Here is a 19,551-nt window from a genome sequence, read left to right on the forward strand (position 1 = left end):
CTCTTGCTACTGGCCCGGCGCATGGCCCATGAAGGAAAACCTTGAAGGGAGTGTGCGTCGGGTCATGCCAGACAAGGAACCATCTTAGCACGGGACCATGCCGCACCGGCGTGCTGCAGCAAGCCGGCGCCTACTGCCCCCGCACAATCCTGCGGAGGCGTTCCAACCGGGGGGCGATGTCACGCTCCGCGCCGTTGCCCGTGGGCAGGTAGTAGTCCTTGCCGACCAGGTCATCCGGCGGGTACTGCTGCGTGGCCACACCGTGCGGCTCGTCGTGGGCGTATTTGTAGCTCTTTCCGTGGCCCAACTGCTTGGCCCCCGGATAGTGGGAGTCACGCAAATGCATCGGAATGCTCCCGCCGTACCCTGCCCGCACGTCGGCGATGGCGCTGTTGATGCCCATGTAGGCCGCGTTCGACTTGGGGGCCGTAGCCAGATGGACCACAGCCTCGGCCAGGATGATCCGCCCTTCCGGCATGCCGATCAACTGCACTGCCTGTGCTGCCGCCACGGCTGTCTGCAAGGCCGTAGGGTCGGCCATTCCGATGTCTTCGGCTGCCGAGATGACAATCCGCCGGGCCACGAACCGCGGGTCCTCCCCCGCCTCCAGCATCCGCGCCAGGTAATGCAGGGACGCGTCCACGTCCGAGCCCCTGATGGATTTGATGAAGGCGCTGGCCACGTCGTAGTGCTGGTCCCCGGCGCGGTCGTACCGGACCGCGGCAGCGTCAAGGGCCCGTTCGGTGTGCCGCAGTTCCACCAGTACCGGAGCATCCGGTGCGCCGTCGTCCGCAAGGCCGGGTTCGCCGTCGTCGGTAACGTTGCCTTCGGTTTCGACGGCGGTGCTGTCGCCGAAAGCGACACCCGCGGCCGCTTCCAGTGCCGTCAGCGCCCGGCGGGCATCGCCGCCGGAGAGCCGCACCAGGTGGTCCAAGGCCTCCGGGGCGAGTTCCACCCTCCCGGCGAGCCCCCGGGTATCGGCAACGGCACGCTGCAGCAGACCGGCGATGTCGTCGTCTGTCAGCGGCTTCAGTGTCAGGAGCAAGGACCGCGACAGCAAGGGCGAAACGACCGAAAAGGAGGGGTTTTCCGTGGTCGCTGCAACAAGGACGACCCAACGGTTCTCCACCCCGGGCAACAAGGCATCCTGTTGTGCTTTGTTGAACCGGTGGATCTCGTCGAGGAACAGCACGGTGGTCTTCTTGTAGAGGTCCCTCGCGGTCAGGGCCTCGTCCATCACGCGGCGGACGTCCTTGACGCCTGCAGTAATGGCGGACAACTCAACGAACTTCCGCCCCGGCCCGCGGGCAATCACGTGGGCGAGCGTCGTCTTGCCGGTCCCGGGAGGGCCCCACAGAATGACCGAACTCGGCCCGGCAGGCCCCGCGGCCTCGACCCCCGCAGCCAGTTGGCGCAACGGAGACCCGTGACCGAGCAGATGCTGCTGGCCCACCACGTCGTCGAGGGTGCGCGGACGCATGCGTATTGCCAAAGGGCTGCGCTGGGACGCCAGCCACGCAGCGTCGGCACCGGCATCCGGAGCATTTACCTCCTCCGACTCATCGTCGACTGCCCCGGCACCAAAGAGATCTTCCACATGGATAGGCTACTCATAGATCCAACAAAGGAGGCATTGCCGTGGACCGCCCCACCACCAATCCGCAGCGGAGGGCCGCCAAACCGGGCAGCCGCAACGCCCTGGTGGCGGCCTCCCGCCTGCATGGCTGGGTGGAACGTTTTGCGACAAGTCACGGAGGGCTGTCCGAAGAGCAGTGGACAGGGGACGGCGCGCTGCTTCTCTGCGCCAACGACGGCGCGACTGCCGCGCTGCGGGCACCATGGCCCGAGGATGGCAGGCCCGGCCGCGGCAAGACCAGCCTTGACCGCCTGGCCTCCGCGGCCAGGCAGGAGCGTGGGCTGGGGATCCTCCTGGTGCGCCGCGGCGGGTATGCAGTGGCAGCAGCCACAGGATTGACGGTGCTGGAATCCAAGAGCGGCAACCGCTACGTCCAGTCCCGGTCCGCGGCGGGAGGCCAATCCCAGCAACGTTTCGCCAGGAGGCGCACACACCAGGCCGATGCCCTGGTGGACACTGCGGCCGAACATGCTGCCAGGATCTTCGCGGCCCACACCGTCGAATACATCGTGCCAGGCGGTGACCGCGCCCTGGTGGAGCAGGTTTTGGACCATCCGGCGATGCGTTCCATGGCCAGGCGGCCCCGGCTTGCGTTGCTTGACGTTCAGGAGCCCAAAACTGCCGTCCTGGCCAAGGCCGCCGCCGACGCCTGCGCTGTCCGCATCACCGTCACCGACGCACCTGCGTAGCGGCTACGTAGCCACTAACAACCCGACAGCGCCCTCTGCAGCGGTGCCTGACGGTAGACGTAGCTGCCGGAATCGGTGAAACCGGCCCTCCGGTACAGCCCCTGCGCGCCGTGGTTTGCGGCCGTGACAAGCAGCCAGAAGCCCTGAAGGTCCAAGCGACGGCCTTCAGTGAGCAAGGCCGCCAACACCCGGGAAGCATATCCCTGCCTCCGGTGCGCGGCCGACGTCGCCATGCTGTAGATGCCACCCCAGCCAGCTGCCAGGGCAAGACGCCCGACGGCGGCCGGTTGCCCGTCGTCGTCCCTCACCAGCGCGTACACGGACGGACAGCCGGAAAGGATCGCCCGTGCGATTTCAAGCTCACGGTCGCCGCCGCGGCCGTCGATTGACCACCACAGGTGAAGCCACTCCTTGGACGGTTCCGGCGCCAGTTCCACTGGCGTGACCGGTGGCGCCCCTTGCAGGTCCCGGGTCCCCCGGACCATGATCAGGGTCTCGGACTGGCGCGTGAACCGCGCGCGGTCCAGCACGGCGTTCAAGTCCGCGCTCCGGACGTCGTCGAACACTTGGAAGATCAGGGGCAACCGCCGGCGCCGGTACCACTCAGAGGCTGCCCTGACGGCCGCGGAAACATCCCCATCAGCTCCGGAAGGATCCCTGGGCCACACCGAATTTGCCCGTTGGGTGACACCATGGGAGGCCCGCAGGACCCAGGTTCCCGTGTCCTCCCGGTCACAGGCAGGCCAGGCCCGGTCCATCAGGCCCTCCAACAACTGCCGGTCCACCCGGACCCCTCCTTTCCCAAAGACCGAAGGCCCTCCGCTTGACGCGGAGGGCCTTCGGTAACGCACTTACTCGGACTCTGGCTTGACGGCCGGCTTGGCTTCCGGCTTGAAGTCGACACCGGCTTCCTTGCGCTGCTGCGGAGTAATGGGAGCCGGCGCAGCCGTCAGCGGATCGAAACCACCGCCGGACTTCGGGAAGGCGATGACATCCCGGATGGAGTCCACGCCCGCAAGCAACGAGACCACGCGGTCCCAGCCAAGCGCGATGCCGCCATGCGGAGGTGCGCCGTACTTGAAGCCTTCAAGCAGGAAGCCGAACTTGGTCCGGGCATCTTCCTTGTCCAGGCCCATGAGCTGGAAGACGCGCTCCTGCACGTCACGCTGGTGGATACGGATTGAACCACCACCGATTTCATTGCCGTTGCACACGATGTCATAGGCATAGGACAACGCAGACTCCGGATCCTGGTCGAACGTGTCCAGGAATTCAGGCTTGGGCGAGGTGAAGGCGTGGTGCACGGCAGTCCACTGGCCCGAACCAACCGCTACATCGCCGGACGCCACGGCAGCGGCGGCGGGCTCGAACATTGGAGCGTCGACAATCCAGACGAAAGCCCAGTCCTTGGGATCGATCAGGCCAGTGCGGTGACCGATCTCTACACGGGCAGCACCCAGCAGCGAACGGGAGGCGTTCTTCTCGCCGGCGGCGAAGAAGATGCAGTCACCGGGCTTGGCACCGACAGCGTCGGCCAGTCCGGCACGTTCCTGTTCCGTGAGGTTCTTGGCGACAGGGCCTGCAAGTTCGCCGTCCTCCTTGTACAGGACGTACGCCAGCCCCTTGGCGCCACGCTGCTTGGCCCATTCCTGCCAGGCGTCAAGGGCGCGGCGGGCCTGGGAAGCACCGCCGGGCATGACAACCGCGCCAACGTAGGGGGCCTTGAAAACGCCGAAGTTGGTGTCCTTGAAGAACTCCGTCAGCTCCGTCAGCTCCAGGCCGAACCGCAGGTCCGGCTTGTCCGAACCGTACTTGGCCATGGCGTCCAGGTAGGTCATGCGGCGGATCGGCGTCGGAACCTCGACGTCAATCAGCTGCCACAGAGCCTTGACGATCGCTTCACCCAGTTCAATGATGTCGTCCTGGTCCACGAAGCTGGCTTCAATATCCAACTGAGTGAACTCGGGCTGGCGGTCTGCGCGGAAGTCTTCATCGCGGTAACAGCGGGCAATCTGGTAGTACTTCTCGAAGCCGCCGACCTGGAGAAGCTGCTTGAAGAGCTGCGGCGACTGCGGCAGCGCGTACCAGGAACCGGGGGCCAGGCGTGCCGGGACCAGGAAGTCACGGGCGCCTTCCGGTGTGGACCGCGTCAGCGTGGGTGTTTCGATCTCAACGTAGCCACGCTGGTGCAGCAGGTCGCGGGCCACGCGGTTGGCCTCGGAGCGAAGGCGGATGTTACGGGCCGGGCCCGGGCGTCGCAGGTCAAGGTAACGGTGCTTGAGGCGCGCTTCCTCCCCCACCTCCACGTGCTCGTCGATCTGGAACGGCAGCGGATCGGACGTGTTGAGAATGACCACCTTGTCCGCGATGACCTCGATGTCGCCCGTGGCCAGCGCAGGATTCTCATTGCCTTCGGGGCGCTTGTTGACAGTTCCCGTTACCTGCAGGACGTATTCGTTCCGCAGGCCGTGGAAGACCTCTTCCTCACGGACGACCACCTGTGCGACACCGGACGCGTCACGCAGGTCGACGAATGCCACGCCACCGTGATCACGGCGGCGGCCCACCCAGCCGGCCAGGGTAACGGTCTGTCCAATGTGCTCGGAGCGAAGTGATCCGAGGTCATGTGTGCGCAGCACAGCATTCCTTTCAGCATGAATTTTCGAGGGATCTCTGCAAAGACGATCCCGTCCGAGTTTACCCGCCCCGGTCGCGGCTCCCATGACGGGAGGTCAGGCAGTGACGACCCGCACGTGGAGGTCTTCTTCTGCCGGAGTCCAGGTTTCCGGATCAGCATCCACCTGGACGCCCGACCTGATGTCCTTGACCTGGTGCTTGCCGTCCTCGTCGGTGAACCAGACAAACGGAATTCCGCGACGGTCCGCGAACTTGATCTGCTTGCCGAATTTCTCGGCTTTGGCGGCCACTTCCGTGGCAATTCCGCGACCGCGCAGCCGGGCCGCTATGTCCTGGGCTGCCGACCAGCTGTCGTCATGGTTCAGGGCCACGAGGACAGCCGTGGGAACGGAGCGTGTTGCCGTGGCGAGTTCCTGGCTGAGGATGCGGGAAACGAGGCGGGTGACGCCGATGGAAAGTCCCACGCCCGGGAACTTCCGGTTGCCCTTGCTGGCCAGTGCGTCGTAACGGCCGCCCGAGCAAATGGATCCAAGCTGCTCATGGCCAACAAGCACCGTTTCCACGACGGTCCCGGTGTAGTAATCCAGCCCCCGGGCGATGCTGAGGTCGGCGATGACCTTGCCCGGAGCCCGCTGGACTGCGGCCTCGATGACCTGCCGCAGCTCATCAAGCCCCTCTTCCAGAAGCTCATGGGTGACGCCCAGCTCCCGGACCTTTTCCACGAACGATGTGTCCTCGGTCCGGATCGTAGCCAGCCGCAGCGCCAGGTCCGCCTGACCATCGCTTGCCCCGAGTTCGCTCTTCAAGAGCCCGGCGACCTTTTCAGGTCCGATCTTCTCGAGCTTGTCGATGCTGCGAAGGACGCCCGCAGTGTCATCCAGCCCGATACCGCGGTAGAAGCCCTCGGCGAGCTTGCGGTTGTTGACCCTCAGCCGGAAGTCAGGAATGGGAAGGGCACTGAGGGCCTCGGCGATCACCAGCGCGATTTCCACGTCATAGCGGAACGGCAATTCACCGTCGCCCACCACGTCGATGTCAGCCTGGGTGAATTCCCGGGCGCGTCCCTCCTGCGGGCGTTCACCGCGCCACACCTTCTGGATCTGGTAGCGCCTGAAGGGGAAGGAAAGATACCCGGCGTTCTCGACGACGTAACGGGCAAACGGCACAGTGAGGTCAAAGTGCAGGGCAAGGGCGTTCGGATCCGACTTGCCGGAAGCTGCGTCGGCGTCATCTTCCTGGAGCCTGCTCAGGCCATAGACTTCCTTGTCGATTTCACCCTTGCGGAGGAGCTGCCCGACGGTCTCCACGGCGCGCGTCTCAATGGAAGAGAACCCGTGGAGCTCGAAGGTCTTCCGCAGGGTGTCCAGGACATGGAGCTCCACCAACCGTTCCTGGGGAAGCCACTCGGGGAATCCGGACAGGGAGGCGGTACGTGCCATGGTGGATGAACTCCTTGAAGAAAGCAGACCGGAAACGGCACCAGACTCAAACCGGCCATTCGGCGTTTGGGGAGCGGGCGTCCAACAGGTCATGCATAAACTATGTGCGGCAGCCAGTTTATGCTTTCCGCGCGTGCACATCTAATACAGCACGCCGGTCCTGCAGGCAGCCGTGGACGTGGACACTTTCAGGAGGACTCTTGGCAACAAGGTCGCGGGATGACCGCGAAGCAAGACGGCGTATCCGGCAGATGGAAGCCAAGCGGGCACTCCGGCAGGAGCAAGGCAAGCGCCGGAAGCGCGACAACGTCCTTGCAGCCAGTGCAGCCGGCGTGGCAGTGGTTCTCGCGGTGGTGCTGCAACTGACCGTTTTCAGTTCCAACCCCACGGAGGCTGAGTTTGCCGCCGCCGAAGCCGGCCTGAACACCACATCCGCGTCCCCTTCAGCGTCCAACAGCGCCGGAATTCCCGGGCCGGAAACAGCAGCCGGCAAGACCTTCACGGGAGAACTCTCCCTGAACGGTGGCGCAGTGGGAGTAGAGCTGAACGGCACCGCAGCTCCCCAGGCCGCCGCAGTCTTCAAGTCATTGGCAGACAGCAACTACTACAGCGGGGCGTTGTGCCACCGGCTGACCACGGCAGAGACCTTTGGGCTTCTGCAATGCGGGGCAAAAGATGCCAGCGGCGCCGACGACCCCGGCTATCGTTGGGGCCCCCTCGAGAACACCCCTGCAGACAATCTCTACCCCGCGGGGACCATTGCCGTAGCCCGCACCGGCAACGACGCATACGGTAACGGGCACCAGTTCTTTATTGTCTACAAAGACACCACGATCCCGGCTGACAACGCCGGCGGCTATACCGTGGTCGGCAAGGTCACCAGCGGCCTTGACGTGGTCACAGCGATTGCTGCCGCAGGGCTCACGCCGGGCGAAAACACCACGGACGGCGCCCCTGTGGCACCTGTCACGATAGACTCGTTTTCTCTGAAGTAACCAGCTCAGGGCCCCGGCCCGGGGCGTATTACCTTAGCAGTCCCTCCAAGCGAAAGACTTTTAGCGGTGACAGACAGTCAGAAATCCGACGAATCAGCAGTAGTGGCCAACGAGGAAGCTGCCTCGGCAAACGGCAGCGCCGGCACCGAGGCAGCAACCGCTGCCGGGTCCGGCAAGCCCTCCGCGCCCCGCCCGGCTCCTTCCCCCGCAGCTTTCGCTGCCCGTCCCAAAACTCCTGCCGCCGTCGTGCCGGCAGCGCCGGCAGTGTCTGCTTCCTCACTCGCGGAAGCCGCAAAGTGGGGCCGCGCCGAGGGTGATGGACACGTTTTCCTCACCTTGGACGGGGAAGAGATTGCCGTGGGCCAATACCCCGGCGTAACGCCTGACGAGGCCCTGGGCTACTTCGCGCGCAAGTTCGACGACGTCATCGCCCAGGTTGTCTTGTTGGAGCACCGCGTGGAATCCAAGGCGCCTGCCACCGACATGCAGAAAACCGTCAACCACCTGCGCGAGCAACTGGCAGAGCGGAACATGGTGGGAGACATCCGTTCCGCCGAAGCCCGGCTGGACACCCTCTCCGGGCAGATCGTTGAACTCGAAAAGTCGGAGAAGGCCGCCCATGACGCAATCCGGGCGAACGAGCTTGCGGCCCGGGAAGCAATCGTGGCTGAAGCCGAGTCCATCGCCGGCCAGGATCCTGCCCAGATCCAGTGGAAGACTTCCAGCGCCCGGATGAACGAGCTCTTCGAGAGCTGGAAAGCCGCGCAGAAGAGCGGCGTCCGTTTGGGTCGCAGCAATGAGGATGCCCTCTGGAAGCGGTTCCGTTCCGCGCGTACGGTCTTTGATCGCCACCGCCGCGCCTACTTCTCCCAGCTGGACAGCAACAACTCCGCTGCGAAGGCCGCCAAGGAGGCCCTGATCGCCGAAGCCGAGGCCCTGTCCTCGTCCACGGAGTGGGGCTACGCCGCCGGAGAATACCGCCGGCTCATGGACCAGTGGAAGGCCACCCCGCGCGCCAGCCGCAAGGACGACGACGCGCTGTGGGCACGCTTCCGCGCCGCCCAGGATGTCTTCTTCACCAACCGCCAGGCCGCCAACGAGCAAATTGACCAGGAGTACGCTGCGAACCTGACGGTGAAGGAGCAATTGGTCGCCGAGGCACAGGCGCTCCTGCCTGTCACGGATCTCAACGCCGCCAAGAAGGCCCTGCAGTCCATCCGCGACCGCTGGGAGGACGCAGGCAAGGTTCCCCGCGCCGACATGGGCCGCATCGAAGCCGGCCTCCGCAAGGTCGAGGATGCTGTCCGCGAGGCCGAAGACGATCAGTGGCGCCGCAGTAACCCGGAAACCAAGGCCCGGACCAACAGCGCCTTGTCCCAGCTTGAGTCTGCCATCGCGGGACTCAAGGACGATCTCGCCAAGGCCGAGAAGGCCGGCGACCAGCGACGCATCAAGGCAGCACGCGAGGCACTGGAGGCACGCGAGGCTTGGCTGGACCAGATCCAGCGCTCAGCCAGCGACCTCGCCTGATCCCCGCCGGTCCAGCAACACCCGCAGGCCCCGTAACGGTTTTCCACATAGCCGCTGCGGGGCCTGTACCCGTTCTGCGTGCTCAGGGAATGATCAATGAATGGCTCTTCCCCGCATCTCCCCGCCTCCCCCGGCGTACCCCGCTTCGGCCAGGGTGCAAATCCTGCAGGAACCAACTCTTCAGGAGCTCTATTCGCCCGGGCGCATCTTTACGTGGCATGAGCTCCAGGGCATGTCGGTGGACGGTGTCCTCCGGCCGGTCTACGGCAAAAGCTATGCCGCCCCCGGCGTTGACCTAACAGCCCGGCTGCGCGCCCGCGCAGCGTCGCTGACTGTCCCCGGGAAAATACGTACCAAGGTGGTCGCCGGGAGACTCACGGCCGCATGGATCTATGGCTGCGCGAGCCCACCAAAGGACCTGTCGCTGCTTGTCGATGCCAAACACCGCATCTCCAGCCTCCGGGGCGCCAAGGGATGCAATCTCCATGAAGTCCGGCTGGGTCAGATGGACGTCGTCAGCATCGGGGGGATGCTGGTCAGCAGCCCGTTGAGGACAGCTGCGGACATAGCCCTGCACGTGGACCAGCGGGAGGCTATTCCGGCCTTGAGGGGCCTGCTGCAGGACCCGGAGCTTGGGGTCCGGCTGAGGCTGCTCCTCCTTGCCGTCGAGTCCGCGCCACGGGTTCCGCACAAAAAGCGCGCCCTGGCTACCCTTGGCAGGCTTGCCTCCTCCGGGGCGGGCCGGCCGTCCCCCTAGTTGCTGGTTGCGAGTTGCTAGTTGCGCCGCCGGTTGCCTGTAGTGCGGTACACGTCAAAGACACCATCGATCCGGCGAACCGCGTTCAGGACATGGTGCAGATACTTGGGGTCGCCCATCTCAAACGCGAACTTCGAGATAGCCACGCGGTCGCTGGACGTGTGCACCGAGGCGGCGAGGATGTTCACGTGGTTGTCGGACAAAACGCGGGTAACGTCGGAAAGCAATGACTTGCGGTCCAGTGCCTCGACCTGGATTTCCACCAGGAACACACTGGATTGCGTAGGAGCCCACTCAACCTCCACGATCCTGTCAGGCTGGTCGCGAAGCCCGGAAACGTTGGTGCAGTCAGTCCGGTGGATCGACACACCGGAGCCCCGGGTGACGAAGCCAAGGATCGGATCCGGTGGCACGGGCGTACAGCATCGGGCGAGCTTGACCCACACATCACCTACACCACGCACAATGACACCGGAGTCGGAGAACTTGGTCTTGGCCACCTGGGTAGGAATGCTGACCTCATCGAGGTCCTCATCAGGCGTCTCATGGCCGCTCAATTGCTCCATGAGCTTTTCCATGACCGACTGGGCCGAGGTATGGCCATCGCCCACGCCGGCATACAGGCCGGAGATGTCGACGTAGTGGAAGTCCTCGGCCACTGTCGACAAGGCGTCGTGGGTCATGAGCCGCTGAAGGGGCAGGTTCTGCTTCCGCATGGCGCGGGTCAGCATGTCCTTGCCGCGGTCGATCGCTTCCTCGCGGCGTTCCTTGGAGAACCACTGGCGGATCTTGTTCCTGGCCCGGGCGGACTTAACGAAATGCTGCCAGTCCTGGCTGGGACCTGCACCTTCGGCCTTGGACGTGAAAATCTCCACCCAGTCGCCGTGGTTCAGCTCGCTGTTGAGCGGGACGAGCTTGCCGTTGACGCGGGCGCCAATGGTCCGGTGCCCCACTTCCGTGTGCACGGCATAGGCAAAGTCGACCGGGGTGGAACCCGCCGGGAGGGCCATGACCTCGCCCTTGGGCGTGAAGACGAAGACTTCCCGGGCGTTGATCTCGTAGCGGAGGGAATCGAGGAACTCGCCGGGATCGGAGGTCTCCTGCTGCCAGTCCACCAGCGACCGCAGCCAGCCCATGTCGCCGTCGCGGGGACTGCCCGGACCCACGGCCGTACGGTTGGGCTGGTCCTTGTACTTCCAGTGCGCAGCCACGCCGTACTCGGCACGGCGATGCATCTCGTGGGTGCGGATCTGGATTTCCACCGGTTTACCGCCAGGACCAATCACTGTCGTGTGCAGCGATTGGTACATGTTGAACTTGGGCATGGCGATGTAATCCTTGAACCGCCCTGGCAGTGGGTTCCATCGCGAATGGAGGGTACCGAGCGCCGCGTAACAGTCCCTGACCGAATCAACCAGGACGCGGACACCCATGAGGTCGTTGATGTCGTCGAAGTCTTTGTCCCGGACGATCATCTTCTGGTAGATGGAGTAGTAGTGCTTGGGCCGGCCCGTAATGGTGGCCTTGATCCGCGCGGTGCGGAGGTCGTCTGCGATCTGGTTGCGGATGACGCTGAGGCTCTTCTCGCGCTCCGGGGTGCGATCCCCCACCATCCGCACGATTTCCTCGTAGACCTTGGGATAGAGCGCAGCGAAGGACAGGTCTTCCAGTTCCCACTTGATGGTGTTCATGCCCAGCCTGTGCGCGAGGGGCGCGAAAATCTCCAGCGTCTCCCGCGCTTTCCGCGAGGACGACTCTGCCGAGACAAAACGCCAGGTCCGGGCGTTGTGGAGCCGGTCCGCGAGCTTGATCATGAGGACCCGGATGTCCTTGGCCATGGCCACGACCATCTTGCGCACGGTCTCGGACTGGGCGGCCTCGCCGAAGCTCACCTTGTCCAGCTTGGTGACACCGTCCACCAGCATGGCCACTTCGGGGCCGAAATCCCGGGTGAGGTCAGCCAAGGTGTACGGCGTATCCTCCACCGTGTCATGGAGCAAAGCGGCAGCCAGCGTGGTGCCGGTCATGCCGAGTTCGGCAAGAATCGTGGCAACGGCTACCGGATGGGTGATGTATGGGTCACCGCTCTTGCGCTTCTGTCCCTGGTGGCTGCGCTCGGCGACGGTAAACGCCCGCTGGATGAGGTCGAAGTCCTCTTTGGGATTATTGGCTCGGACGGTGCGCAGCAAGGGTTCAAGAATGGGCGAGTACGGTGCGACACCGCGTCCTGTCAGGCGGGCCAGGCGGGACCTGGTCCGCTCGCGCCGCCCCGGGAAGGTGGGCCGCGAGCCCGCAGCGTCCACGGGGACAGCACCAAGAGCCCGCCCGGCAACGCTGGTTGCCGGAACCGTCACGCTGCCGTGACCGTCTTCCCCGCCCGCCGGTGGTGCCGACGTCGCACGTTCTTCCACAGAAGTACCCCTCACGACCGATTTAATTATCCCAGTCTATTCCTGTCACCGAATGCTTCTCCAACCGGGGAGCACACCAGCGGCAACCGGGCAAGTCAAAGAGCCGGCCTCCGCGTGATGACGGAGGCCGGCCCAAGGGACGCTGAATGCTGCGGAACCGCTTTAGACAGCGGCCGCGGAACGACGGTGGTGGACCCTCTTGGCCTGCTTGACCAGTTCCGGTTCTCCTTGCCGCAGCCAGGCATACAGCGGCGCAGCAATAAAGATCGTGGCGGCCGTACCGATGAGGATGCCGACGAACAGCGCCAGGGAAAGGTCGCGGAGTGTTCCGGCACCGAGGAGCCCGGCACCGATGAAGAGAATCGCGGCCACCGGCAGCACGGCAACCATCATGGTGTTGATGGAGCGGACCAGGGTTTGGTTCACTGCCAGATTCACTTCCTCGCCGAACGTGCGGCGGGTGGACGTAGCGATGTCCGAGGTGTTTTCCCTGATCTTGTCGAACACCACCACAGTGTCGTACAGGGAATAGCTGAGGACCGTCAGGAAGCCGATGATGGCCGACGGCGTCACTTCAAAATCGCTCAGGGCGTAGACACCCGCCGTGGTGAACATGGTGACCACCATTCCCACCAGGGCTGACAGCGACATTTTCCAGGTCCGGAAGTACAAGGCCATCAGTACTGCCGCAAGGCCCACGAACACAGCCAGGCCGATCAGCGCCTGGCGGGTTACGTCCTGGCCCCACGTGGGGCCAACAAAGGTGGACGTCACCTCGTTGTCGGAGACACCATACGCACTGGTCAAGCCCTCTTTGATCCGGAGGGTTTCCTCGTCAGTGAGTTGGTCGGTCTGGATGCGCATGGTGTTACCGGCTACATTCGCAACACGGGGTACCGCGCCGGCAACCACATCATGGACTGCCTTCTCCCCCAGCGAGGCGTCCGTGGTCTTGACATTGGAGACGGTGAATTCGGAACCGCCGCGGAACTCGATGCCCAGGTTGAATCCACCCTTGAGCAGGGGAATCAGGATGGACAGCGCCACGGCCACAGCGGCGACGACAAACCAGATCTTCTTGGCGCCGACAAAGTTGTAGGACCGCTTGCCTGTGTAAAGCTCGTAACCGAAGGTGGCAAAGCTCGTGGTCATTACTTCTCCTCCTTGGTGCCCTGGGAAGTACCGGTCAGTTGGCCCTTCGCAGCAAGGCGCCGTTCGGCAATGGTCATGCGCCGCTCGGCCTCGGCGGAGGCACCGGCATTTCGTGTCCGCACGGGAACGGGCTTTTCGTCAGGAGTACGCAGCCGACCTGCCCCGCGGTAGAGCGGAACGGCGCCGAGCCGGTCAGGTGAAAGACCAGAGAACCTGTGGCCTTCGCCAAAGAACTTGGTCCGGGCAAGGAGCTGGAGCGTGGGGTGCGTGAACATGAAGACGACGATCAGGTCCGCCACGGCCGTCAGGCCCAAGGTGAAGGCGAAGCCACGCACGTTGCCCACTGCCACGAAGTACAACACCAACGCAGCCAGGAGGTTCACGGCCTTGGACGCAAGGACCGTCCGCTTGGCGCGCTTCCAGCCATTCTCCACGGCCGAGACCAGTCCACGTCCTTCGCGAAGCTCATCGCGGATGCGTTCGAAGTAGACAATGAAGGAGTCGGCGGTCTGGCCGATGGCCACGATCAAGCCGGCCACACCTGCCAGGGACAGGCGGTAGTTCTCGGTCCAGCCCAGAATGGCGATTGCCAAGTACGTCAAAACACCTGCCACCACCAGGGAGGCGATGGTGACCAGCCCCAGGGCACGGTACTGGAACAACGAGTACACCACTACCAGCAGGAGGCCGATCACGCCGGCAAGGAGGCCCAGCCGGAGCTGGTCGCTGCCGAGCGTTGCCGAGATTTGCTCCTGCGACTGGATCTCGAAGGAAATCGGCAAGGCGCCGTAGCGGAGCTGGTCGGACAATGCCTTGGCAGATGCCTGCGTGAAGTTGCCGGTGATCTGGGGACGTCCGTCCGTGATCACTGCCAGGGAGCGGGGAGCTGAAATCACCTGGTCGTCAAGGACAATTGCGAACTGCGCCTTGGGATCCTCGGTGCCCTGTGCCTGGGCCGCTACGTAGTACTGGTTGAGGCGTTCGGTGACCTGCTTGAACTTCTCGGTGGCATTGCCGTTGAAGACGATGTTCACGCCCCAGGAGTTCGTGACGGAACCCTGGGCACCCTGGACCTGCGTGAAGTCGGAGTCGGCGATGTCCTGGCCTTTGACTTCCACCGGGCCAAGAATGTACTTGATGGCCGGTGTCTGGGCAGTGGCAGCCTCGCACGTCACCAGGGGCTTGGCGGGGTCGGACCGTTCCCGCCTTTCCGTGGACGGGTTGACGCAGTCCAGCGCCTCGAATTCCTTGTAGACCTCCGGTGTTACCCAGTTGGTGTCACTGGCATTGGCCGGCTCAGCCGTTGGCTTGGGCAGTTGGTCATCCGGCGTGCGGGATTCCTCAGGAATCGCCGAGGGGTCCGCCGCAGCAATGACAGGACGGAAGTTCATGTCGGCAGAGGCCTGGATCAGGTCCCGGGTCTCCTTGGACGGAGTTCCGGGAAGGCTGACCACCACGTTGCGTCCGGACTGGGTGCTGATCTCGGCTTCGGCAACACCGGAGCCGTCCACGCGCTGGCGGATGATGGCAACAGCCTGGTTCAGCTGCTCCTCATTGATTTCGCTGGAGCCCTCAACCCGGGGCGCCAGGATCATCTGGGTCCCGCCTTCGAGGTCCAGTGCAAGCTTTGGCGCCCAGCTGGCGTTGCCGGTCAGGACGCCGCCACCGAGGACGGCGGTGAGTACAACGAATATTGCGCCTAGCCAGGTCAGCACCCTGCGGGCTGAGTTTTTAGGGCCGGTCCGTGCCATGTTCGATCTTCCTGTTATCGCCGGACAGCCGCCGGCGGACGCCTGTAAGCGCCTGCCGGCGGCTCTCCGCTGCCGTAGAAGTTTTCTTGCGCGGTGTTGCCGCGACTGACGGTGCTAGTTGTCCTTCTTGTCCTCTTTGTTGAGGCGCGCGATGGTTTCCTCCGGCGTCTCGTTCGCTGCAGGAGCGTCGGCACCCGCGGCCGTGAGGGAAGAAGCATCGTTCGGAACCACCGGGGCTTCTTCTTCGACCTTGTCAAGGATCTTGGTGACGGCCTGGCGGTGAACCGTGGCCTCGTTGCCGGGAGAAAGCTCAAGAACAACCTTGTTCTCGGCGTCATCGATGGACACGATGCGGCCGAAGAGACCGAAGCTGGTCATGACGTCGACACCAGGAGCAAACTTCGACTGCATCTCAGCCTGCTGCTGCTGGGTCTTCTTGTTTTTGCGGAACATCATGAAGACAAAGAGTCCAAGCATGACGAACAGCAATATGGTCATTGGATCCACAGGGAAGTTCCGTTCTGTACTTACGTTCTGGTCCACGGCAACGTCCCCGACGATCCAGCAAGCACGCATGGATCAAGGACTCGAACGTGCCGAGCGTCATACCAGTCTAGAGGGTAAAGCTGAACGCATCATGTCAACCGGAGCGATTCAAACGATCGGCGTGGTCTGGTCCTCGTCAAAAAGGCTGAGGGTTTCCTGTCCGAAGACCCCGGCCGGCACAGCGTAGCCCAAGTGGGTCCAGGCAGAAGCCATGGCAATGCGGCCCCTTGGAGTCCTCCCCAGCAGGCCCTCCCTGACCAAATAGGGCTCTGCCACAGTCTCCACGGTCTCGGGCTCCTCCCCCACCGCAATCGCCAGGGTGGAAAGGCCGACCGGTCCACCATTGAATTTGGTGATGAGGGCTTCCAGCACAGAACGGTCCAAACGGTCCAGGCCGCGTTCGTCGACTTCGTACATATCCAGTGCCGCCGATGCGGAACGGGCGTCGATCTGGTCGATGCCGTGAACCAGTGCCCAGTCCCTCACCCGCCGAAGCAGCCGGTTGGCGATACGCGGCGTCCCCCGGGAACGCCCGGCGATCTCCGTAAAACCTGCCGAGTTCACCTTCAGGTCCAAAAGTCCGGCAGAGCGCCGAAGAACCAGTTCCAGTTCCTCCACGGCATAGAACTCGAGGTGGCCCGTGAATCCGAAACGGTCCCGCAGCGGCCCGGGGAGCAACCCTGCCCTGGTGGTGGCACCCACAAGGGTGAACGGCGGAAGTTCCAGTGGAATGGCTGTGGCCCCGGCACCCTTGCCGACCACGATGTCCACCCGGAAATCTTCCATGGCCATGTACAGCATTTCTTCCGCAGGCCGTGACATACGGTGGATCTCGTCCAGGAAAAGCACTTCGCCCTCGGACAATGAGGACAGAATGGCCGCAAGGTCTCCGGCGTGCTGGATGGCCGGCCCGCTGCTGATCCGCAGCGGTGCGTTCATTTCCGCCGCGATGATCATGGCCAGTGTGGTCTTGCCCAGGCCCGGCGGACCGGACAGGAGCACATGGTCGGCGCTCCGCCCACGCAAGCGGGAGGCCTCCAGAACCAGGGAGAGTTGCTTCCTGACCCGGTGCTGCCCCACGAAATCATGAAGATTCTTGGGTCGGAGGGCCGCCTCGATGACCCGTTCTTCCGGCTCCTCGCCTCCCGCGACGAGTGACTGCTCAGCCACGGCTGCCTACGCGGTTGCCCGCACGCGCGCCATCCTGCCCAAGCCAGCGCAATGTTGCGCGGAGGATCTGCGCGACGTTTCCGGAGTCCACCAACTCCGGGGAATCCGCCATGGCTTTGTCGATGCTTCCCGTGGCGTCTTTTTCCGACCAGCCAAGGCTGGTCATGGCGGCCACTACCTGGGGCTTCCAGTCCGGTCCCGCCGCCACGGCGGGAGACGCAACGGCACCGGTGCCATGTGGGACCAGCTTTCCGGCAAGTTCGAGGACGATCCTGCCCGCGACCTTGGGCCCGATTCCCGGCACTTTGGTGAACGCCTTGTTGTCACCAGTGTGCGCTGCCATGCGGATGGCCTCAGGCTCATGGACGGCCAGGACGGCCAAGGCCAGTCGAGGTCCGACGCCACTGACGCTGAGCAGGACCTCGAACACCTCGCGTTCGTCGTCGTCGGCGAAACCAAACAGGGTCAGGGAATCTTCACGCACGATCATCGACGTGAAGAGCTTTGCTTCGGAGCCGACTTTGAGGTGGCTCAAGGTCTGCGGCGTGGCATACACGCTCATCCCCGCACCGTTGAGGTCGATCACGGCGGTGGACAGACCAACATGGGCTACTGTCCCGCGGAGAAAACTGATCAAAACCCGGCTCCTGACATTTATTGCGCCGGCCCGTGGGACTGGACCGCCACATTATCCGAACATATCTACGAATACCCTAGCAAGGGCGCCGGACAATCACCGCGACCGCCGCGCCTTTGCCTCAGCCTCCGCCCAGGCACGTTGGGCGGGGGTGAGCGTCCCTTGGCCGCCCGTTCCCGGTGCAGCCACACTGCCTGCCCGCCACGCGTGCGTCAGGGCCAAGGCCAGGGCGTCGGCGGCATCGGCCGGTTTTGGCGGCGCATCCAACCGAAGAATCTTGGTCACGAGCTTGGTCACGGCCTCCTTGTTGGCACCGCCGCTTCCCGTCACAGCCGCCTTGACCTCGGAGGGGGTATGCAGGGCTACGGGGATATTCCTGCGCGCCGCGGCTGCGATCACCACACCCGAGGCCTGGGCGACTCCCATCACGGTGCTCACGTTCATCTGCGAGAAGACCCGCTCCACCGCCACAACGTCCGGCTTGTGAAGGTCGAGCCATTCGTCGATCGCCTGCGCAATGGCGAGCAGCCGCTTGTCCAGGGAAAGATCCGCGGACGTTCCCACGACACCGACAGCAACCATGGTGGCGCGGCGGTTCCGTTCGATATCCACCACACCAATGCCGCAACGGGTAAGGCCCGGATCGACTCCCAATACACGAAGAGTCAATTCCGGGCCTTCCTGTCAGCGGTAAAGATTCCTTGGTGCCTACTCGGCGTCGAGCGCGGCCTGGACGTCGTCGCTGAAGTCCGCGTTGCTGTAGACATTCTGCACGTCATCGAGGTCTTCCAGGGCGTCCACGAGCTTCATGAACTTCTTGGCGCCGTCCAGGTCCAGGTCCACCTGCATGGAGGGGACGAACTCGACTTCATCGGAGTCGTACTCGATGCCGGCGTCCTTCAGGGCGTCGCGGATGGCCTGGATGTCCGACGGCTCGGAGTGGATCTCCCAGTTGTCGCCACTGTCCTTGACTTCCTCGGCTCCTGCTTCCAGGACCGCCATCAGGATGTCGTCCTCGCTGAGCCCGTTCTTGGGAAGGACCACCACGCCCTTGCGGGTGAAGAGGTAGCTGACCGACCCGGGGTCGGCAATGGTTCCACCGTTGCGTGAAATGGCGAGGCGGACTTCGGAGGCCGCGCGGTTCTTGTTGTCCGTGAGGCATTCGATCAGCAGCGCCGAACCCTGCGGGCCGCGGGCTTCGTACATGATTTCGGTGTAGTCGACCACTTCGCCGGTCAGCCCGGCGCCACGCTTGATGGCACGGTCGATGTTGTCGTTGGGGACCGAGGTCTTCTTGGCCTTGGTAACGGCAAGCTCGAGGCCGGGGTTGCCCGAAAGGTCGGGACCACCCATACGGGCGGCAACTTCGATGTTCTTGATCAGCTTGGCGAACGACTTTGCACGGCGGGCGTCAATGACGGCTTTCTTGTGCTTGGTGGTCGCCCATTTGGAGTGGCCTGACATGCTTTACGCTTCTCCTCTGATCATTCGAATAAAGAGTTCATGCACGCGCTTCTCGCCCGTCACTTCCGGATGGAAGGAGGTGGCCAGCAGGTGGCCGGAGCGCACTGCAACAATTCTAGCCAATCCGTGCAAAGTGGCCGTGTGGGTGGCATGGTCCGGATCGACCTGGGCGAGTACTTCAACGCCAGGTCCCACCCGCTCTACCCACGGACCGCGGATGAAGACGGCGTGGACAGGATCCACGGTTCCGCCCTCCGCCGCGCTGAATTCCAGTCCTTTGAAGTCGAGGTCGGTTTCGAAGGATTCGCGCTGGCGTCCAAAGGCGTTGCGGCGGACCGTGATGTCCAGGCCACCGAAGGTCTGCTGGGGATTGCCCTCGAGGTCGGTGGCGGGATCGGCAATCTGGTCCGCCAGCAGGATCATGCCTGCGCAGGATCCGTACACCGGAAGGCCGTCGGCAATCCGTTTCCGAAGGGGCTCCGCGATCTCGAAGATCCGGGAAAGTTTATCGATGGTGGTCGACTCGCCGCCCGGGATGATCAGGCCATCGACGTCGTCCAGTTCAGCAGGGCGCCGCACACCAATGCCCTGGGCGCCGGCGGCTTCCACGGCATGGATGTGTTCACGGAAATCGCCCTGGAGAGCCAACACACCGATCCGGAGCCCTGCACCCGGGCGCGATGAAGCGTCGGAAAGGGAATGGGTCATTCGACCATCATAGTGGCCCGGGCCTCAAA

General features: G+C 63.9%; 17 protein-coding genes. 4 read left to right on the forward strand and 13 right to left on the reverse strand.

Annotated features, from left to right (window positions below; translation table 11 throughout):
- Positions 1-130 precede the first annotated feature (130 nt).
- A complete protein-coding gene (locus ACPFL9_RS11795) occupies positions 131-1,597 on the reverse strand; it encodes a replication-associated recombination protein A (RefSeq protein ID WP_426002845.1) in 1,467 nt (488 codons plus the stop codon).
- A gap of 41 nt (positions 1,598-1,638) precedes the next feature.
- Here ACPFL9_RS11795 and ACPFL9_RS11800 point away from each other — a divergent pair, with 41 nt between their 5' ends.
- The gene (locus ACPFL9_RS11800; RefSeq protein WP_426002846.1) at positions 1,639-2,325 is read left to right on the forward strand and encodes an acVLRF1 family peptidyl-tRNA hydrolase; all 687 of its coding nucleotides are present in this window, start codon (positions 1,639-1,641) and stop codon (positions 2,323-2,325) included.
- Between the two features lie 14 nt (positions 2,326-2,339).
- Here ACPFL9_RS11800 and ACPFL9_RS11805 read toward each other — a convergent pair whose 3' ends face one another.
- The 3 genes from ACPFL9_RS11805 to hisS form a co-directional block, all read right to left on the reverse strand.
- A complete protein-coding gene (locus ACPFL9_RS11805) occupies positions 2,340-3,083 on the reverse strand; it encodes a GNAT family N-acetyltransferase (RefSeq protein WP_426007544.1) in 744 nt (247 codons plus the stop codon).
- Between the two features lie 93 nt (positions 3,084-3,176).
- On the reverse strand, positions 3,177-4,964 hold the full coding sequence (gene aspS / locus ACPFL9_RS11810) for an aspartate--tRNA ligase (protein ID WP_426002848.1): 1,788 nt from the start codon (positions 4,962-4,964) through the stop codon (positions 3,177-3,179).
- 93 nt (positions 4,965-5,057) lie between these two features.
- Entirely contained in the window at positions 5,058-6,401 is a 1,344-nt protein-coding gene (hisS, locus tag ACPFL9_RS11815) for a histidine--tRNA ligase (RefSeq protein ID WP_426002849.1), read from the reverse strand.
- A 200-nt stretch (positions 6,402-6,601) separates the two neighbouring features.
- Between hisS and ACPFL9_RS11820 the strand changes: the two genes are divergently transcribed.
- From ACPFL9_RS11820 to ACPFL9_RS11830, 3 genes are all read left to right on the forward strand, one after another.
- Positions 6,602-7,396, forward strand: a complete 795-nt coding sequence (locus tag ACPFL9_RS11820) for a peptidylprolyl isomerase (protein WP_426002850.1) — start codon at positions 6,602-6,604, stop codon at positions 7,394-7,396.
- A gap of 66 nt (positions 7,397-7,462) precedes the next feature.
- Positions 7,463-8,926: a DUF349 domain-containing protein gene (locus ACPFL9_RS11825; protein WP_426002851.1), complete on the forward strand. Its 1,464-nt coding sequence runs from the start codon at positions 7,463-7,465 to the stop codon at positions 8,924-8,926.
- A 100-nt stretch (positions 8,927-9,026) separates the two neighbouring features.
- Positions 9,027-9,683 (forward strand): hypothetical protein, encoded by a 657-nt coding sequence (locus ACPFL9_RS11830; protein WP_426002853.1) that lies wholly within the window; start codon positions 9,027-9,029, stop codon positions 9,681-9,683.
- A 17-nt stretch (positions 9,684-9,700) separates the two neighbouring features.
- Here ACPFL9_RS11830 and ACPFL9_RS11835 read toward each other — a convergent pair whose 3' ends face one another.
- The 9 genes from ACPFL9_RS11835 to pdxT form a co-directional block, all read right to left on the reverse strand.
- Positions 9,701-12,094, reverse strand: a complete 2,394-nt coding sequence (locus ACPFL9_RS11835; protein WP_426002854.1) for a RelA/SpoT family protein — start codon at positions 12,092-12,094, stop codon at positions 9,701-9,703.
- A gap of 162 nt (positions 12,095-12,256) precedes the next feature.
- Complete coding sequence (gene secF / locus ACPFL9_RS11840) at positions 12,257-13,246, reverse strand: protein translocase subunit SecF (protein ID WP_426002856.1); 990 nt, start codon at positions 13,244-13,246, stop codon at positions 12,257-12,259.
- Positions 13,246-14,997 (reverse strand): protein translocase subunit SecD, encoded by a 1,752-nt coding sequence (secD, locus tag ACPFL9_RS11845; RefSeq protein WP_426002857.1) that lies wholly within the window; start codon positions 14,995-14,997, stop codon positions 13,246-13,248. The genes secF and secD overlap by 1 nt, the downstream gene beginning before the upstream one ends.
- 114 nt (positions 14,998-15,111) lie before the next feature.
- Complete coding sequence (yajC, locus tag ACPFL9_RS11850) at positions 15,112-15,495, reverse strand: preprotein translocase subunit YajC (RefSeq protein WP_426002859.1); 384 nt, start codon at positions 15,493-15,495, stop codon at positions 15,112-15,114.
- 156 nt (positions 15,496-15,651) lie between these two features.
- On the reverse strand, positions 15,652-16,713 hold the full coding sequence (gene ruvB / locus ACPFL9_RS11855; RefSeq protein ID WP_426002861.1) for a Holliday junction branch migration DNA helicase RuvB: 1,062 nt from the start codon (positions 16,711-16,713) through the stop codon (positions 15,652-15,654).
- A complete protein-coding gene (gene ruvA / locus ACPFL9_RS11860) occupies positions 16,706-17,350 on the reverse strand; it encodes a Holliday junction branch migration protein RuvA (RefSeq protein WP_426002863.1) in 645 nt (214 codons plus the stop codon). Before ruvA ends, ruvB begins: the two co-directional genes overlap by 8 nt.
- Before the next feature lie 96 nt (positions 17,351-17,446).
- Entirely contained in the window at positions 17,447-18,019 is a 573-nt protein-coding gene (gene ruvC / locus ACPFL9_RS11865) for a crossover junction endodeoxyribonuclease RuvC (protein ID WP_426002864.1), read from the reverse strand.
- A gap of 39 nt (positions 18,020-18,058) precedes the next feature.
- Positions 18,059-18,814 (reverse strand): YebC/PmpR family DNA-binding transcriptional regulator, encoded by a 756-nt coding sequence (locus ACPFL9_RS11870; protein ID WP_426002865.1) that lies wholly within the window; start codon positions 18,812-18,814, stop codon positions 18,059-18,061.
- A 3-nt stretch (positions 18,815-18,817) separates the two neighbouring features.
- Entirely contained in the window at positions 18,818-19,522 is a 705-nt protein-coding gene (pdxT, locus tag ACPFL9_RS11875) for a pyridoxal 5'-phosphate synthase glutaminase subunit PdxT (protein WP_426002867.1), read from the reverse strand.
- Positions 19,523-19,551: the final 29 nt, after the last annotated feature.

Source organism: Paenarthrobacter sp. NyZ202 (assembly GCF_049860755.1).
In the GTDB taxonomy this organism is placed as follows: Bacteria; Actinomycetota; Actinomycetes; order Actinomycetales; family Micrococcaceae; genus Arthrobacter.

Bases quoted from the DNA above. Each gene is read 5' to 3' on its own strand.
- pdxT (WP_426002867.1), bottom strand. From the start codon at position 19,522: ATGACCCATTCCCTTTCCGACGCTTCATCGCGCCCGGGTGCAGGGCTC.
- yajC (WP_426002859.1), bottom strand. From the start codon at position 15,495: ATGACCATATTGCTGTTCGTCATGCTTGGACTCTTTGTCTTCATGATG.
- ACPFL9_RS11805 (WP_426007544.1), bottom strand. From the start codon at position 3,083: ATGGACCGGGCCTGGCCTGCCTGTGACCGGGAGGACACGGGAACCTGG.
- hisS (WP_426002849.1), bottom strand. From the start codon at position 6,401: ATGGCACGTACCGCCTCCCTGTCCGGATTCCCCGAGTGGCTTCCCCAG.
- secD (WP_426002857.1), bottom strand. From the start codon at position 14,997: ATGGCACGGACCGGCCCTAAAAACTCAGCCCGCAGGGTGCTGACCTGG.
- ACPFL9_RS11870 (WP_426002865.1), bottom strand. From the start codon at position 18,814: ATGTCAGGCCACTCCAAATGGGCGACCACCAAGCACAAGAAAGCCGTC.
- secF (WP_426002856.1), bottom strand. From the start codon at position 13,246: ATGACCACGAGCTTTGCCACCTTCGGTTACGAGCTTTACACAGGCAAG.
- ACPFL9_RS11830 (WP_426002853.1), top strand. From the start codon at position 9,027: ATGGCTCTTCCCCGCATCTCCCCGCCTCCCCCGGCGTACCCCGCTTCG.